The organism is Candidatus Oscillochloris fontis, from assembly GCF_004138135.1.
Lineage (GTDB): Bacteria > Chloroflexota > Chloroflexia > Chloroflexales > Chloroflexaceae > Oscillochloris > Oscillochloris fontis.
This window is the reverse complement of sequence record NZ_RYFD01000002.1, coordinates 137,594-152,366: the sequence shown is the minus strand read 5'-3', so window position 1 is coordinate 152,366 and position 14,773 is coordinate 137,594. Positions and strand designations below refer to the sequence as shown.

Sequence of the window (14,773 nt, the reverse complement as noted above, 5' to 3'; positions counted from 1 at the left end):
ATGCTACGGGGTATAATGCCATTGGAGGAGGTGTCTTCTGATGGCAGAATGTACCACAATCGGTGATGCGCCTGTCCTTGTCCAGGAGGGGCGGGCAGCGCTGATGGCCGGTGATACCTATGCGGCGCGCCAGAGTTTTCGTCATGCGCTCGAATTGAACCCGAATTCGGTTGAGGCGTTGATCGGCATGGCGGGAACCGTGCGTGCCTACCGCGACAAGCGCGACTACTTGCTGCGGGCGTTGAGTATTGATCCGCTCCATCATGAGGTGCGGGTGGCATTGAACCAAGTTGAGGCGCGTTTAGCTGCCGGTGAGGTGCTGGCTCCCACGGGGATTGGCGGGAATGAGCCGGAGCCAAGTGCGCCTAGCGCACTGTTGGCGCTGCCGAGTGACGTGGGGCCGATTCTTGATGTCTGTGTCAACCACCCTAACCGCGAGACGGGGCTGCGCTGCACGAGTTGTGATCGCCCGATCTGTGCCGATTGTGTGCGCCCGGCAGCGGTGGGCCAGCTCTGCCCGGAATGTGCGCGGGCGCGCCGTCCGGTGAACTATCAGGTGGGGGCGAGCGATCTGCTGATCAATGGTGCGGTGACATTCTTCTTCGCCTTCCTGATGAGTATTGTCGCTGGGTTTGGTTTGGCCCTGATCGGCTTTTTCAGTATCATCCTCGCATTCATCCTGGGGCCGTCGGCAGGTGAATTGCTGGTACGGCTACTGGAGCGACTCAATCGTAAGCGTGGACGTAGTATGCAGATCATGGTCGGGGTCTGTTATGGCCTAGGGGCACTGCCAGTCGTCGCCTTCTTTTTCAATATTGCACTCCTCATCTTCACCATTGCTGCATTGGCCACGGCGGTTACGCGCTTACGCTAGGCTCCGCTTCAAAAAGAGGCAAGCATAACGTTTGTTGTATGCATTGGTTGGGAGTAGGTAGAGAGTAATCTAAAGGGGCAGGGCGATGACCAATAGTATCTACGGGATGTCACTTGCACGGCGTGGCGATCAGAACCCGCTTGATGTGGTCGAGGGGCGGCTACGCGAGCAGATCTTTGGTCAGGAGCGTGCCATTGAGAGTGTGATCCGGGTGCTAAATCGGGCACGCTTCGGCTTTTCAGCGGGCAATCCGCGTCGTCCACGGGCGACCTTGCTCTTTCTTGGGCCGACTGGGGTGGGGAAGACGGCTACAGCGCGATCCCTGGCTCAGTTGGTGCGCCCTGATGGTGAGGCATTTCTCAAAATTGATTGTTCACTCTTTAGCCAGGGCCACGAGGTGAGCGCGTTGGTGGGTGCGCCGCCATCGTATGTTGGGCGTGATCAGAAGCCGCTGCTCAACCCAGACATTATTGAGCAAGAGAATAGTGTGGTGCTCTTCGACGAGATCGAGAAGGGCCAGCCCGAATTGTGGAACCTGATGCTCCAGATTATGGAGGATGGCGAGATTCTGCTGCTTAATGGCGGGCGGCGGGTCAGTTTCCAGAATAGTATTGTGATCTTTACGACCAATGTGGGTGCGAAGGAGATGGTTGATTTTCTCGACCGGCGCACGATTGGTTTTCGCACCCCGCATCAGGATGTTGAGGCGACGGGGCAACAGATCTACCAGATCGGCTTTGAGTCGCTGCAAAAGGTGTTTCAGCCCGAATGGATCAACCGTCTTGACGAGATCGTCGCCTTCCGCCCACTCTCCAGTGATGTGCTGCGCCAGGTACTCGATCATATGCTGCTAGAGAGTAACGAGCAGTATCTACGCCAGGGCATCCAGGTGGATGTAACCCTTGAGGCGAAGGAGTATTTGCTCGATAAGGGCTTCGACCCACGCTTCGGGGCGCGCCCGCTACGCCAGCGCCTGCTCAAGGATGTGGATGCGCCACTCGCCGATCTGCTCGCTTCGGGGGGGATACCGAGCGGTAGCCGGGTACTCGTGGCCTACAGTGGGGTGGATGTGCATGGTCAGGCGCTCGAATTCTACTTTGAGCAAGCGCCAGAGTTGTTGCGTCAGGCCGAAGAGTTGCGTGCCGCCGAGGTGGGTCGTTTTGCGGTCGGGGCGACTGATGGCCCCCAGCCACCCAGCGTCAGCTTGTCGAGTGAGCGTGGCAATGCCGCCGAGAGTTCAGCCTCGGCGGGGCCATTCGGGGGCGCACGCGGGCCGCGCATTACCCCACCCAAGCGCCACGAGGGGCGCTAAAGCGAATAAACACGGTTTTTCCCTTGTTTATTGACAATATCCCGTAGCCCTGCTAGACTGCATCATAGTTCTAGAGGAGGCTGCGGATGTCCAACATGGGGTATGCCCCGGAGAGTGGGGCGGGCAAGATCATCGAATACCTCCAGCGCCACGGCGAAGGCACCGTGAAGGATTTCGCGGCTTGTCTCGACGTGAGCGATACGGCGGTGCGCGAGCATCTGCTCCACCTTCAAGCGGATGGCCTCGTGGTTGCGCGCGCCGAGCGGCGTGGGCCGGGGCGTCCACGGCTCATCTACTGTTTGAGTGAGAAGGCGCAGAGCCTCTTTCCCAAGCAGTATGATCGGCTGATCTCGCTCTTGCTGCGCGAGCTAATCGCCCTTGAAGGGGCCGATAAGCTCGACGAGATCCTGGCGCGGGTGAGCCAGCGCTTGGCGAGTGAGTATGCCGACCGTATGGCGGGCACTGATGTAACGCAGCGCCTCGCCGAGCTGCGCCGTCTGCTGGAACAGCGTGGCGTTCCGGCTGAGGTGGCCCCCGATGGCGATGGGATTAATCTCTTCGCCTGCCCCTACTACGATGTCGCCCACCTCCATCCCCAAGTCTGCGCAATGGAGCGCCAAATGATCGAGTATGTCCTCGGCGAGAAGCTGGATGTCCAGAACCGTATCCGCGAGGGTGCCCATAGTTGTAGCTTTACCGTGCGTGAGCCAGCGACGGAGATGCCTGAGAAGCGGGTGATTATCCCGCTTGAGGGTTGAGCCAATTTGTTTGATGAGGAGCACATGAGCAACGATCTAGTGATCCGGGATCTTCAGGCCAAGATCGATAATAAGGAGATCCTCAAGGGTGTGAACTTGACGATCCAGCATGGTACGGTACACGCCATCATGGGGCCGAACGGGAGTGGCAAGAGCACCCTGGCGCATATTATTGCCGGTCATCCGGGGTATGAAGTGACCGGCGGTGAGATCTGGTACAAGGGCCAGAATGTGCTGGAACTGGATGTGGATGAGCGCAGCAAACTGGGCCTCTTCCTCGCCTTCCAGTACCCGGTCTCGGTGCCGGGGGTAACGGTGGCCAACTTCCTGCGGGCGGCGCTGAATGCGCACCGCGCCGAGGAGGGTAAGGACCCCAAGGATACCTCAATTCCGGTGGCGCAGTTCCGCAAGCTGCTGCGTGAGGGCATGGCCACCTTGGAGATGGACGAAGGTTTTGCGCGCCGCTACCTGAACGAGGGTTTCAGTGGTGGTGAGAAGAAGCGCCTGGAGATCCTTCAGATGACGCTGCTCGCCCCGACTATGGCGATCATGGATGAGACCGATTCGGGCCTCGATATTGACGCGCTGCGCATTGTGGCCAACGGTGTCAACCGTCTCTCTGGCCCGCAGATGGGTGCATTGGTGATAACCCACTACCAGCGCCTGCTCAACTACATCAAGCCGCAGTTTGTGTCGGTGATGATGGAGGGGCGGATTGTGCGCGAGGGTGGCCCGGAGTTGGCGCTGGAGCTGGAGGAGAAGGGTTACGACTGGCTCCGTGAGGAGTTGGCCGGTGCAGCGTAGGTGGTGAGCAATCCATGACAACTCTTACCCTCAAAGACATGACCGCCGAAGAGATTGTGGCCCGCTCGGCGGCGGCTGGTGAGCCAGCGTGGCTGGCGGAGCGCCGCCGTGACGCATGGAACTACTTTCTCCAGTCAATCCCGCCGGAGTGGCGGCGGACTAATCTGCGTGAGCTTGACCCAGAGGTGCTGGTGCCAGCGGCAGTACCGCAGGGCACCGCCATCCAGTGGGATGCCGAGCTCGCCCCGGCGGGGGTGATCTTTACCACCATGGCCGCCGCGCTCAAGACCCATAGCGATCTGATTCAGTCCAAGATGGATCAGGCGGTGCTGGCGTTGGAGCATAAGTTTAGTGCACTGCGTGCTGCGTTGTGGCAGGATGGAGCCTTCTTGTATGTGCCAAAGGGTGTGGCAATTGAACGCCCGCTGCGGGTTTGCTATACCCTGGCCGATAGCAAGCAGGCGATCTTCCCGCGCACCTTGGTTATCCTCGAAGAGCAGGCCAGCGTCACGCTGATCGAGGAGTTCATTTCCCACGACCATGCCGAACCGGCGTTGGCCGGGCCGATCACCGAGATCTTCGCTGGACCGGGGAGTAGCCTGCGCTTTGCCAGTGTGCAACATTGGGGCGCGGGGGTCTACCATATTGGTGGCCAGAAGCTCATTTTGGGCCGCGATGCCAACGCCGAATGGACCTCGGTGGCGCTGGGGGGCCAGGTGCAGCATATCGAGGCCGAGACGCGCCTAGAAGGTAACGGCTCACAGGTCAATTGGCTGGGTGCGACCTTTGCCAATGGTACGCAGAATCTGGTCATCGCGCCCTGGTTGCGCCATGTCGGCCACAATGCCGAGAGCTTTATGCAGTTTAAGACGGTGGTGAATGACTCCGGCTATAGCGTCTTTGATGGCATGATCAAGATCGAGCATGAGTCGAAGGCGACCAGCACCCGGCTTGAGGAGCATGCGCTGCACCTGAGTCCTGATGCGCGTAATGACTCGATCCCTGGGCTGAAGATTGATACCAACGATGTGCTGAAGGGTGGCCATGCTTCGACCAGTGGCGATCTGGACGATATGCAGCTCTTCTATATGCAGGCGCGTGGCATTAAGCGTGATGATGCCAAGCACATGATCGTGATGGGCTTCTTCGAGCCGGCCCTGAACCGCATTCCGGTTGAGGATCTGCGCGACGAGTTGGCAGGGATTATTGAGGGCAAGATCTAATCTATTTTGCCTGCTGAATAGTACAGTATTATGGCCACACTCTCCACCTTTGACGTGCTCGCCCTGCGCCGCGAGTTTCCGATCTTGCAGCAGCAGGTGAACGGTAAGCCACTGGCCTTCCTCGACAGCGGGGCTTCATCGCAGAAGCCACGCTGTGTGATCGAGGCGCTGGATGATTATTACCGCCGCTACAACGCCAACGTACACCGAGGCGTGTATAAGCTCAGCGAGGAGGCAACGTTTGCCTACGAGCGAGCGCGGGGCAAAGTGGCCCGTTTTATTGGTGCCTCCAGTAAGCGCGAGGTGATCTTCACCCGCAACACGACCGAGGCGATCAATCTGGTGGCCTATGCCTGGGGTGGGGCGAATATTCGCGCTGGGGATCGCATCCTGCTCACGATGATGGAGCACCACTCCAATATCGTGCCCTGGCAGATGTTGGCCCAGCGCACCGGAGCCACGCTCGACTATATCGGCATTGATGCCGAGGGGCGTTTGTGCCTGGATGATCTGGAGCAGAAACTGACGCCGGGAGTCAAGTTGCTTGCAGTCACGCAGCAGTCGAATGTGCTGGGGACGATCAACCCGGTGGCGCTATTGGCCGAGCGGGCGCATGCCGTGGGGGCCAAGATCCTGATTGACGGAGCGCAGAGTGTGCCGCATATGCCGGTGGATGTGCGGGCGCTGGGTTGCGATTTTCTGGCCTTTAGTGGCCATAAGATGTGTGGCCCAACCGGGATTGGGGTGCTGTGGGCGCGGCGTGAGATCCTCGAAGCGATGCCGCCCTTCCTGGGTGGTGGCTCGATGATCGAGGTGGTTGACCTGGAATCGAGCACCTACGCGGGGGTTCCGGCGCGTTTTGAGGCTGGAACGCCCGCAATTGGTGAGGCGATTGCGTTGGGTGAAGCGTGCGATTTCTTGGCTGGGATCGGCATGGATTCGATCTTCCAGCACGAGCAGGAGTTGCTCGGCCACGCACTGGATCGTTTAGCCAGCGTGGAGGGGTTGCACATCATCGGCCCGCACACGACCGAGCAGCGTGGCGCGGCGCTCAGTTTCACCCTGGAGGGGGTGCATCCGCATGATGTGGCCGCGATCCTGGATGGCGAGGGGGTGGCGGTGCGCGCCGGGCACCACTGCACCCAGCCGCTGCACCGCTTCTATGATGTTCCGGCCACCACGCGCGCCAGTTTCTACATCTACAACACAGCCGAGGAGGTAGACCGGCTGGCGGCGGGGTTGGAGAAGGCGCGTAAGCTGTTTCAGTAATACATGGGGATTGCCCCATTTGTGATAGGTCGTATATGGACGACATGTACCGTGAGCAGATCCTCGAACACTCCAAGCACCCGCACAACTTCGGGACATTGGAGGAGCCTTCGGTCTCACGCGAGGAGTTCAACCCCTTGTGTGGGGATCGGGTGCGGATGGATTTGCAGATCACCGACGGAGTGATCACCGATGTGCGCTTTAGTGGGCGCGGGTGTGCGATCAGCCAGGCGAGTGCCTCGTTACTCACCGACGAACTGCGCGGGATGAAGGTGGAGGATGCCAAGGTGTATCGCAAAGAGGATCTGCTGGAATTGATCGGCATTCCTCTAGCGAAGAACCCGGTGCGTCTCAAGTGTGCATTACTGTCGCTGAAGGCGCTCAAGGCGGGCCTCTATGGCGTGGGCCATATTCACGACGATGATGAGGAGGAGTAGATATGGCCGCTGAGCCAAACAATCTGCAATTTGATTACTCCAAGTACGGCTTTCGTCAGGAGGAAAACTACCTCTTCAAAGCCCCCAAGGGGCTGAGCGAGAAGGTGGTGCGCGAGCTTTCGGGGATGAAGGGCGAGCCGGAGTGGATGCTCCAGCGGCGGCTCAAGGCGCTGGAGATCTTCAACCAGAAGCCGGTTCCGCTGGCCGGGATGTGGGGCAACCCTGAGTTGGCTGATCTTGACTATGACAGTATCCACTACTTTGTGCGTGCCGGTGAGCGCCCGCAGAGCGATTGGGATGCCGTTCCGGCGGAGATCAAGAACACCTTTGAGCGCCTGGGTATCCCTGAAGCCGAGCGCAAGTTTTTGGCTGGCGTGGGTGCGCAGTATGAAAGCGAAGTGGTATACCACTCGCTCCGCGAAGAGTGGCAGAAGTTGGGCGTGATCTTCCTTGATACCGATACGGCGCTCAAGGAGTACCCGGAGCTGTTCAAGCAGTATTTCGGTACCATCATCCCCTCGGCGGATAACAAATATGCCGCGCTCAATACCGCCGTCTGGTCGGGTGGCTCGTTTGTGTATGTGCCGGCTGGGGTGAAGGTTGATATTCCGCTGCAAGCCTATTTCCGCATCAATGCGGAGAGTATGGGCCAGTTTGAGCGCACCCTGATCATCATTGAGGAGGGGGCCGAGGCGCACTATATCGAGGGCTGTACCGCGCCGGTCTACTCGACCAACTCACTCCACTCGGCAGTTGTCGAGATCATGATCAAGAAGGGCGGCAAGTTCCGCTATACGACGATCCAGAATTGGGCCAACAACATCTACAACCTCGTCACCAAGCGGGCGGTGGCGCTCGAAGAGGCGAGCATGGAGTGGGTGGATGGCAACATCGGCTCGAAGTTGACCATGAAGTACCCCTCGGTCTATCTGATGGGGCGTAAGGCGCGCGGTGAGGTGCTCTCGGTGGCCTACGCGGGTAAGGGCCAGCATCAGGATGCCGGGGCCAAGATGGTGCATGTGGCACCAGAGACGACCAGCCGGATCACCAATAAGTCGGTGAGTAAGGATGGTGGTAAGACCACCTACCGGGGCTTGGCCAAGGTGGCGGCGGGTGCGTATGGGGCGAAGGTCAATGTCAATTGTGACGCGCTGATCCTGGATGAGCGTTCGGCCTCAGACACGATTCCCTTCATCGAGATTGAGGAGGATCGCTGCACATTGGCCCACGAGGCCACCGTCGGGCGCATCGGGGCGGAGCAACTCTTCTACCTGATGAGCCGTGGTTTGCCGGAGGCCGATGCACTCTCGATGATCGTGTTGGGCTTTATGGAACCCTTCACCCGCGAGCTGCCGATGGAGTATGCGGTCGAACTGAACCGCCTGATCCAGATGGAGATGGAAGGTTCGGTCGGGTAGGGATTCTTCAACCGCAGAGGACACAGAGGACGCAGAGGAAGAACCGTAGGTATCGCGAAACCCATCCCTCTGCGTACCTCTGCGTCCTCTGCGGTCAAAAACCGGGGCGCAAGAGGATGCTTAACCGAATGCCTATGAATATGCCTCTCGTTCTCGCGCTGGTTTCGACAAGCTCAGCCAGCGCGGGCTGCGGCATTGGGGAGCCGTTGGCGGTAGCTGAGCCTGTCGAAGCTGAGCCTGTCGAAGCTGAGCCTGTCGAAGCCGACGGCGTGTAGAAGGAGGTATCCATGCCCGCAATGCGGATCGCCAATCTGGCCGATGTGCCAGAGAATGGTGCGAATCGTTTCGTTGTCAACGGTAAGTTTGTGGCGGTCTTTCGGGTTGGTACGGATCTCTACGCGATTGATGACACGTGCTCGCATGGCCAAGCCTCGTTGAGCCAGGGTGAACTCGATACCGATACCCATTGTGTGGCTTGCCCAGCGCATAGCGCGATCTTCGATCTGCGCAGTGGCCAAGCGCGTACTCTACCGGCCTTCAAGCCGGTTGCCACCTATCGAGTGTGGGTGGAGGACGATGGGGTGCTGATTGAGGTCTGATTGGGAAGAGAGGTTCTGATGGCTACCTACACCCATCCCGAAGTGCTGGTCGAGACCGATTGGGTTGCCGCGCACATGCACGATCCCCAGGTGCGCTTGTTGGAGAGCGATGAAGATATTCTGCTCTATGACCTTGGGCATATTCCCACTGCGCTCAAGATTGACTGGGTGGAAGATCTGAATGACCCGGTGATCCGTGACTACCTGGATGCCGAGCGTTTTGCTGGGTTGATGGCGCGCAAGGCGATCACCCCGCAGACGACCGTGGTGCTGTATGGCGACAAGCACAACTGGTGGGCGACGTATGCCTTCTGGGTGATGAAGCTCTTTGGCCATCAGGATGTGCGCATCATGAATGGTGGGCGCGCTAAGTGGATCGCCGAAAAGCGCGATCTGAGCCGGGTGGTGCCGAGCTTTGAACCAACCGAGTACCCCGCCCCAACCCGTGACGATGCGGCCATTCGCGCCTTCCGTGATCAGGTCTTCCAGCATATTCGCCATGAGGGCGTGGCGTTGGTGGATGTGCGTAGCCCCCAGGAGTATACCGGCGAGCGCACCCACATGCTTGAGTACCCCCAGGAGGGGACGCTGCGCGGTGGGCATATTCCAACTGCCGTGAATATTCCGTGGTCTATGGCGATATGTGACGATGGCACCTTCAAGAGTGCTGATGAACTGGCCGCGCTCTATGGCACCCAGGGCGTCACACCCGACAAGGACGTGATCACCTACTGCCGGATTGGTGAACGCTCCTCGCACACCTGGTTCCTGCTGACCTACTTGTTGGGCTACCCACGGGTGCGTAACTATGATGGCAGTTGGACCGAGTGGGGGAATGGGGTGGGCTTGCCAATCAGCAAGCCGTACCAGCGGTGAGAGGGTTGAGCACTTCACCGAGACTCCCGATTGTGAGGCAAAGACGCAAAGGCGCAAAGTGTTCAACACCATGACCAATCACAACCTTTGCGTCTTCGCGCCTTTGCGTCAAAAAAGGCTCCGATCATAAGTGGGCAATCCGTTTACCCCAAGTATAAATAGTAGGTATGGTTGAGGTTGCTGTATGGGCCGTGGGCGTTACCCTGCGCGGCTTCAGGTTTTGCCACCGAGTGCCGAAATTGCCGCGCAGTATCTGATGATCTGGCCGGGGCGCGAAGTCTACGCCGCCCCGGAGCTATTCCCGCTTCTCTGTTCTGCCGCCCTCTTTGGCAATGATCGCCCATTTGAGGTAGACATTGGCTGCGCTACCGGTGAGTTGGTGTGTGCGCTGGCGGCAGCGCAGCCTGAGCACAACTACCTGGGGGTAGATATTGCGCTCAAGCCGCTCTACCGTGCGGTAGAGATCGCGGCGCAGCGCGGCCTCAGCAACGTCAAGTTCTTGCAGAGCGATATGCTCTTGGCCTACGGGCGCATCGCGGATGCCAGCCTCGATGCGGCCTATGTCCACTTCCCCGCCCCACTTCTGCGCACCCGCCAGCGCAAACAGCGTCTGGTGGCCCCCGCGCTGCTCGAACACATGCAGCGCACCCTCGCCCCCATGGGGAGCCTCAGTTTCATGACCGATCAGCCCGACTTGTACACCGAGTTCCTGCGCCTATTGGCGGGGTACCCTGGGTTGCGGCTGCGGGCAGTGGAAGAACAGGCGGCCATCCGGCGTGACCTGCTCGCCTCGCACTACCAGCGGCGCTGGGAGGCGCGGGGTCGCCCGATTGTGCGCGCCGAAGTTGAGCGGATTCCTTCTTCTGGGTGAACCAAAAGCTCCACTTTTTGCGTATTATCTATAGTCCTGCGTACAGGGCATGGGCAAAGCCCTTGGGGCTACGCCCCAACCCTAATTTTTGTTGTGTGTTGGCGGCGTAGCCGCCAACACACAACAAAAAAGATTTTCGGGGGCGGCACAGCCGCCCCCGAACCCCCACTAGAGGTCGTAGGTTGTTGTAACAAAAGTGATGTATCATAGATATGGGCGACAAACCCTTGGCCAGCCCGTACACCGCAGTACAGGCCGAGTGTCACCCGCGTTCTCCGCTCTGGGTTGGGTATCGAGGCGGAACAGCCATCAACGACGATTTGCATCCAGGGTTTTGCGCATACGCGCATGGCTGACCGATATCCACAGAAAGGACTCATCGTGACCGAGATTGACATCGAGGGCATGAGTGTTGCGGATCTGGAGCGTCTGCGAGATGCAATCAACCAGCGGTTGCTGGAACTGCGCTATAGCAATCGGCATTCCCTCCCCGAGTTGCTGCGGATGCTAGAGGATTTGAAGGTCACGCTGACGGATCAGGGTAAGGAGTGGCGTTCGTTGGAGCGCTGGCAGTGGATGGATGGTAAGATCCGTTTCTGGTTGAACCCGACCGATCAGCTGCGTTATCAGTCCGGCTGGTATACGATAGACGAATTGATGCTCTGGGCGCGTGGATCTGGCCCGGTACTTGTTCCCGAAGATGAGGACGAGATTGCGGAAGAGCCGTGGACGGACGTTGGGGGGGTACGTATTCGTTGGCTCCCTGATGGTTCGATGGAGCGTCTGTAGGTGCTATGATAGGATACGGGGCGAGCGTGATGCTCGCCCCGTGTTTGTGCCTTCCACGGGGCTGCGCCCCAAACCCCAATTTTTGTTGTTTTTTGGCGGCGTAGCCGCCAAAAAACAACAAAAAAGATTTTCGGGGGCGGCGAAGCCGCATAGGCGTTCGGTTAAGGAATACCGCGTAGGGGCGCGTCACGACGCGCCCCATGGCATTCCCAAGCGGTGCGGTAGCCCGATCATCGCGCCGGGGGGCGCGTCGCGACGCGCCCCTACGCACGCCCGAAGGTAGCACCGGCTTCTCGCCGATTACGATGCGCCACCGACCGACTGGAAGCCGGTGCTACCTTCGGGTTTAACCGAATGCCTATGCGGCGAAGCCGCCCCCAAACCCCCACCGGAAGTATCGTTGCATACCCCCTGATAAGTGGGGTGACGCGAAGATATGGTATACTGGAGCGTCTCAAGGTACCTTATCCAAGTTGATACCGACGAGGTGACCCGTAACAGCCCGGATGCTAGGGCGTAAAGGTGGAAGCTGGTGTGAGTCCAGCGCTGTGCCGCAACTGTGACTGACCGATAATCAGGTCAGAAGCCAGGAAGCCTGCCTCGTTGTTGATCGTTTCTGCCTTCTCGCGCTAAGGAGGACAAACATGCCGTACACGTTTTGATCGTGTGTACGTCCAGTTCGTGAGTGTTTGTCGCCCCAGCCTGTCAGGTTGGGGTTTTTGTGTTGTATCTGTTGAGGAGTTGTTTCGATGTTGCGTCTCTTCCATAGCTTTACCCTTGTTCTGATCGTGCTGGTACTGGCCGCTTGTTCTAGCGCCCCTACGGCGGTTTCTACTGCTGTTGTTCCTACCGCTGCGGCGACGACTCCCGCTGCTGCGGTTCCTGCTCCTGAGCCGACGGCGACGCTGGTTGTTGAAGCGACCAATGGGGCGATCCAGATCACCGATGCGCTGGGGCGCGAGATTACCCTGGCCGCGCCGGGGCAGCGGATTGTCTCGCTCGCCCCCTCGATTACCGAGATCCTCTTTGCGGTGGGTGCTGGCTCCCAGGTGGTTGGTGATACCCAGTACTGTAACTATCCACCTGAGGCCGATGCGCTCCCGGAGATTGGTGGCTTTTCGGCCAAGACGATCAGCATCGAGTCGCTGGTGGCGCTCAATCCTGACCTCGTGATCGGTGGTAGTACCGCCCAGGCGAGTGTCGCCGAGGCGCTGGCTCCTATGGGCATCCCGACGATCATTTTTGAGCCGAAGTCGTTTGAGGATGTCTATGCCAATATCATCCAAGTTGGCCTTGCTACTGGTCATAGCGCTGAGGCCGAGGCTGTCGTGGCCGACATGCAGGCGCGGGTGGCGGCGGTTGAGGCTACGGTCGCTACGATTCCTGTCGAGCAGCGTCCGTCAATCTTCTACGAGGTCTTTGATGAGCCGCTGCTTTCGGCTGGCCCCAATACCTTTATTGGCCAGATGATTACGCTGGTCGGGGCAACCAACATCTTCGCTGATACGAGCGAGGAGTACCCGGTGGTCAGCGCCGAGGCGATTGTGGATCGTAACCCCGATGCTATCGTCGGCCCCGACTCACACGGTGATAAACTGACACCTGAACAGTTGGCGTTGCGTCCCGGTTGGGAGCGCATCAACGCGGTGCAGAACAAGCGTATCTACCTGCTCGATGGCGATATGGCCTCGCGGGCTGGGCCACGCTTGGTAGATGTGCTTGAGTCACTGGCTAAAATCCTCTACCCGGAGCAATTCTGATGATGAGCCGACTGCGCCTGCGCCCAATTGTCTGGGCACCACTGCTGATCTTGATCCTCATCCTCGTTGGTATCCTCAGCCTGGGTGTGGGCGCAGTCTGGTTATCGCCCGAAGAGGTCTCGCAGGCGCTTTTGGCCCCCAATAGCCCGGAGACGCGCCCCACTGCGGTCACGATTGTATGGGATCTGCGTTTGGCGCGGGTGCTGTTGGCGGCGCTGGTCGGGGCCGGGTTGGCCGGGGCGGGTGCGGCGTTCCAGGGGATGTTCCGCACGCCTCTGGCCGACCCGTTTGTGATCGGGGCGTCTGGCGGAGCCTCCTTGGGGGCCACGCTGGCGATCATCGGGAGAATTGGTGGGGTGGGGGTGCCCTTCGCTGCTTTTGCCGGGGCCATGTTGGCGGTGCTGCTGGTGTATGGGATCACTATCGCCAGTGGGGCTAGTTCGGCGACTGCCTTGTTGCTTGCGGGGGCGGCGTTGAGTACGATCCTCTCCGCGATTGTCTCGTTGCTCATGCTGATGAGTGATCGTGATATGCACGAGATCTTTAGCTGGTTGCTCGGTGGTCTCTCTGGGCGTAGCTGGCCCCAGTTGCTGATGAGTGGCCCGCCACTCATCCTCGGTCTGATTGGCCTGTGGTTCTTTGCGCGCCCGCTCGATGCGCTCACCGGTGGTGAGGAGTCGGCGCGTAGCCTGGGTTTGCCGCTCAATGCAGCGCGCGCAGCGGTAGTCGCGGCGGCCAGCCTCACCACAGCGGCGGCGGTCGCAGCGGGTGGCCTGATCGGCTTTATTGGCCTCGCCGCGCCGCATATTGCACGGCTCTTCTGCGGCTCTAGCCATGCGCGCTTGCTGCCCGCCAGTGCCTTGGTAGGTGCGCTCCTGCTCGTACTAGCCGATAGCATCGCCCGTACCGCTCTGGCTCCAATTGAACTGCCGGTGGGTGTCCTCACCGCCCTCCTGGGTGGCCCCTTCTTCCTCTGGATGTTGGGTTGGGGTGGCCAGCGATGAGTGATATGCTTGCTGCTGAGGGGCTGCGTTGTGCACTCTCCGGGCGCCCCGTCCTCGATGGGGTGGGCCTGCATGTGCGCCCCGGCGAGGTCTTGGCGCTGATTGGCCCCAACGGTGCCGGGAAGACGACGCTGCTGCGGGCGCTTTCGCGGCTGCTTCGCCCGCTCGCCGGGACGGTGACGCTGGAAGGTGAGGATGTCTGGCATATGCGCCCACGCCCGTTGGCGCGGCGCTTGGCGCTGGCCCCCCAAGGCGCCGAGATGTGGCCGTTGACGGTCGAGCAGTTTGTGGGGCTGGGTCGCGCCCCGCATCGGGGTTGGCTCCTCCCCCTCAACACAGATGATCATCAAGTAGTGCAGGCCGCACTTGAACGTACCGGCCTCATCCCGCTACGCGAACGCCAAGTGACCGAGCTCTCCGGCGGCGAGCAACGCCGCGTTATTTTGGCGCGCGCACTGGCCCAACAGCCGCGTATCCTGCTGCTCGACGAGCCAACCGCTGCGCTCGATCTCAAATACCAATCTGCCATCCTCGGCCTGGCCCGCCGCCTCGCCCACGACGACGGCCTCTCGGTGGTGATCACGCTGCACGATCTCAACCAAGCCGCTGGCGTCGCCGACCGCATGGCGCTCCTTGCGCACGGGCGCGTGCTGGCCGTGGGTACCCCCAACGAGGTGCTAACTGCCGAGTTGATTAGCGCGACCTACGAGGTGCCGGTGGTGGTGTGTCGGCATCCCTTGGATGGCTCGCCGTTGGTGAGTCTGGTGGAGGAATAGGGG

General features: G+C 59.9%; 15 protein-coding genes and 1 riboswitch. All 15 genes read left to right on the top strand.

Features of this window, described 5'->3' with window-relative positions; all coding sequences use genetic code 11:
- Window positions 1–40 precede the first annotated feature (40 nt).
- The 15 genes from EKD03_RS01725 to EKD03_RS01655 all read left to right on the top strand — a co-directional run bounded on the left by EKD03_RS01725 (window position 41) and on the right by EKD03_RS01655 (window position 14,770).
- Window positions 41–874 carry a B-box zinc finger protein gene (locus EKD03_RS01725; RefSeq protein ID WP_129626664.1) on the top strand — a complete coding sequence of 278 codons (834 nt, stop codon included), beginning with the start codon at window positions 41–43 and terminating at the stop codon, window positions 872–874.
- Window positions 875–959: 85 nt separating this feature from the next.
- Window positions 960–2,186 carry an AAA family ATPase gene (locus EKD03_RS01720; RefSeq protein ID WP_238613315.1) on the top strand — a complete coding sequence of 409 codons (1,227 nt, stop codon included), beginning with the start codon at window positions 960–962 and terminating at the stop codon, window positions 2,184–2,186.
- Between the two features lie 86 nt (window positions 2,187–2,272).
- On the top strand, window positions 2,273–2,944 hold the full coding sequence (locus tag EKD03_RS01715; protein WP_129626662.1) for a helix-turn-helix transcriptional regulator: 672 nt from the start codon (window positions 2,273–2,275) through the stop codon (window positions 2,942–2,944).
- A gap of 24 nt (window positions 2,945–2,968) precedes the next feature.
- The gene (sufC, locus tag EKD03_RS01710; RefSeq protein WP_129626660.1) at window positions 2,969–3,748 is read left to right on the top strand and encodes a Fe-S cluster assembly ATPase SufC; all 780 of its coding nucleotides are present in this window, start codon (window positions 2,969–2,971) and stop codon (window positions 3,746–3,748) included.
- Between the two features lie 14 nt (window positions 3,749–3,762).
- Window positions 3,763–4,971 carry a Fe-S cluster assembly protein SufD gene (gene sufD / locus EKD03_RS01705; RefSeq protein ID WP_129626658.1) on the top strand — a complete coding sequence of 403 codons (1,209 nt, stop codon included), beginning with the start codon at window positions 3,763–3,765 and terminating at the stop codon, window positions 4,969–4,971.
- 30 nt (window positions 4,972–5,001) lie between these two features.
- Entirely contained in the window at window positions 5,002–6,240 is a 1,239-nt protein-coding gene (locus EKD03_RS01700) for a cysteine desulfurase (protein ID WP_129626655.1), read from the top strand.
- 35 nt (window positions 6,241–6,275) lie between these two features.
- Window positions 6,276–6,677 carry a Fe-S cluster assembly sulfur transfer protein SufU gene (gene sufU, locus EKD03_RS01695; protein WP_129626653.1) on the top strand — a complete coding sequence of 134 codons (402 nt, stop codon included), beginning with the start codon at window positions 6,276–6,278 and terminating at the stop codon, window positions 6,675–6,677.
- A gap of 2 nt (window positions 6,678–6,679) precedes the next feature.
- Window positions 6,680–8,095 (top strand): Fe-S cluster assembly protein SufB, encoded by a 1,416-nt coding sequence (sufB, locus tag EKD03_RS01690; protein WP_129626651.1) that lies wholly within the window; start codon window positions 6,680–6,682, stop codon window positions 8,093–8,095.
- A 287-nt stretch (window positions 8,096–8,382) separates the two neighbouring features.
- The gene (locus tag EKD03_RS01685) at window positions 8,383–8,694 is read left to right on the top strand and encodes a non-heme iron oxygenase ferredoxin subunit (RefSeq protein WP_238613309.1); all 312 of its coding nucleotides are present in this window, start codon (window positions 8,383–8,385) and stop codon (window positions 8,692–8,694) included.
- An 18-nt stretch (window positions 8,695–8,712) separates the two neighbouring features.
- The gene (locus EKD03_RS01680) at window positions 8,713–9,570 is read left to right on the top strand and encodes a sulfurtransferase (RefSeq protein WP_129626649.1); all 858 of its coding nucleotides are present in this window, start codon (window positions 8,713–8,715) and stop codon (window positions 9,568–9,570) included.
- Between the two features lie 184 nt (window positions 9,571–9,754).
- Entirely contained in the window at window positions 9,755–10,441 is a 687-nt protein-coding gene (gene trmB / locus EKD03_RS01675) for a tRNA (guanine(46)-N(7))-methyltransferase TrmB (protein WP_129626647.1), read from the top strand.
- Window positions 10,442–10,822: 381 nt separating this feature from the next.
- Entirely contained in the window at window positions 10,823–11,230 is a 408-nt protein-coding gene (locus tag EKD03_RS01670) for a hypothetical protein (RefSeq protein WP_129626645.1), read from the top strand.
- Window positions 11,231–11,698: 468 nt separating this feature from the next.
- Window positions 11,699–11,847, top strand: a riboswitch (cobalamin riboswitch).
- A 132-nt stretch (window positions 11,848–11,979) separates the two neighbouring features.
- Entirely contained in the window at window positions 11,980–12,990 is a 1,011-nt protein-coding gene (locus EKD03_RS01665) for an ABC transporter substrate-binding protein (RefSeq protein ID WP_129626643.1), read from the top strand.
- Entirely contained in the window at window positions 12,990–13,994 is a 1,005-nt protein-coding gene (locus EKD03_RS01660; protein ID WP_238613306.1) for a FecCD family ABC transporter permease, read from the top strand. Before EKD03_RS01665 ends, EKD03_RS01660 begins: the two co-directional genes overlap by 1 nt.
- Entirely contained in the window at window positions 13,991–14,770 is a 780-nt protein-coding gene (locus EKD03_RS01655) for an ABC transporter ATP-binding protein (protein WP_129626641.1), read from the top strand. Before EKD03_RS01660 ends, EKD03_RS01655 begins: the two co-directional genes overlap by 4 nt.
- Window positions 14,771–14,773 lie beyond the last annotated feature (3 nt).

Excerpts from the sequence above, each read along its gene's own strand:
- EKD03_RS01685 (WP_238613309.1), top strand. The coding sequence starts at position 8,383 with ATGCCCGCAATGCGGATCGCCAATCTGGCCGATGTGCCAGAGAATGGT.
- sufD (WP_129626658.1), top strand. The coding sequence starts at position 3,763 with ATGACAACTCTTACCCTCAAAGACATGACCGCCGAAGAGATTGTGGCC.
- EKD03_RS01700 (WP_129626655.1), top strand. The coding sequence starts at position 5,002 with ATGGCCACACTCTCCACCTTTGACGTGCTCGCCCTGCGCCGCGAGTTT.
- EKD03_RS01680 (WP_129626649.1), top strand. The coding sequence starts at position 8,713 with ATGGCTACCTACACCCATCCCGAAGTGCTGGTCGAGACCGATTGGGTT.
- EKD03_RS01655 (WP_129626641.1), top strand. The coding sequence starts at position 13,991 with ATGAGTGATATGCTTGCTGCTGAGGGGCTGCGTTGTGCACTCTCCGGG.
- EKD03_RS01660 (WP_238613306.1), top strand. The coding sequence starts at position 12,990 with ATGATGAGCCGACTGCGCCTGCGCCCAATTGTCTGGGCACCACTGCTG.
- EKD03_RS01715 (WP_129626662.1), top strand. The coding sequence starts at position 2,273 with ATGTCCAACATGGGGTATGCCCCGGAGAGTGGGGCGGGCAAGATCATC.
- EKD03_RS01665 (WP_129626643.1), top strand. The coding sequence starts at position 11,980 with ATGTTGCGTCTCTTCCATAGCTTTACCCTTGTTCTGATCGTGCTGGTA.
- sufC (WP_129626660.1), top strand. The coding sequence starts at position 2,969 with ATGAGCAACGATCTAGTGATCCGGGATCTTCAGGCCAAGATCGATAAT.
- sufU (WP_129626653.1), top strand. The coding sequence starts at position 6,276 with ATGGACGACATGTACCGTGAGCAGATCCTCGAACACTCCAAGCACCCG.
- EKD03_RS01720 (WP_238613315.1), top strand. The coding sequence starts at position 960 with ATGACCAATAGTATCTACGGGATGTCACTTGCACGGCGTGGCGATCAG.
- EKD03_RS01725 (WP_129626664.1), top strand. The coding sequence starts at position 41 with ATGGCAGAATGTACCACAATCGGTGATGCGCCTGTCCTTGTCCAGGAG.
- trmB (WP_129626647.1), top strand. The coding sequence starts at position 9,755 with ATGGGCCGTGGGCGTTACCCTGCGCGGCTTCAGGTTTTGCCACCGAGT.
- sufB (WP_129626651.1), top strand. The coding sequence starts at position 6,680 with ATGGCCGCTGAGCCAAACAATCTGCAATTTGATTACTCCAAGTACGGC.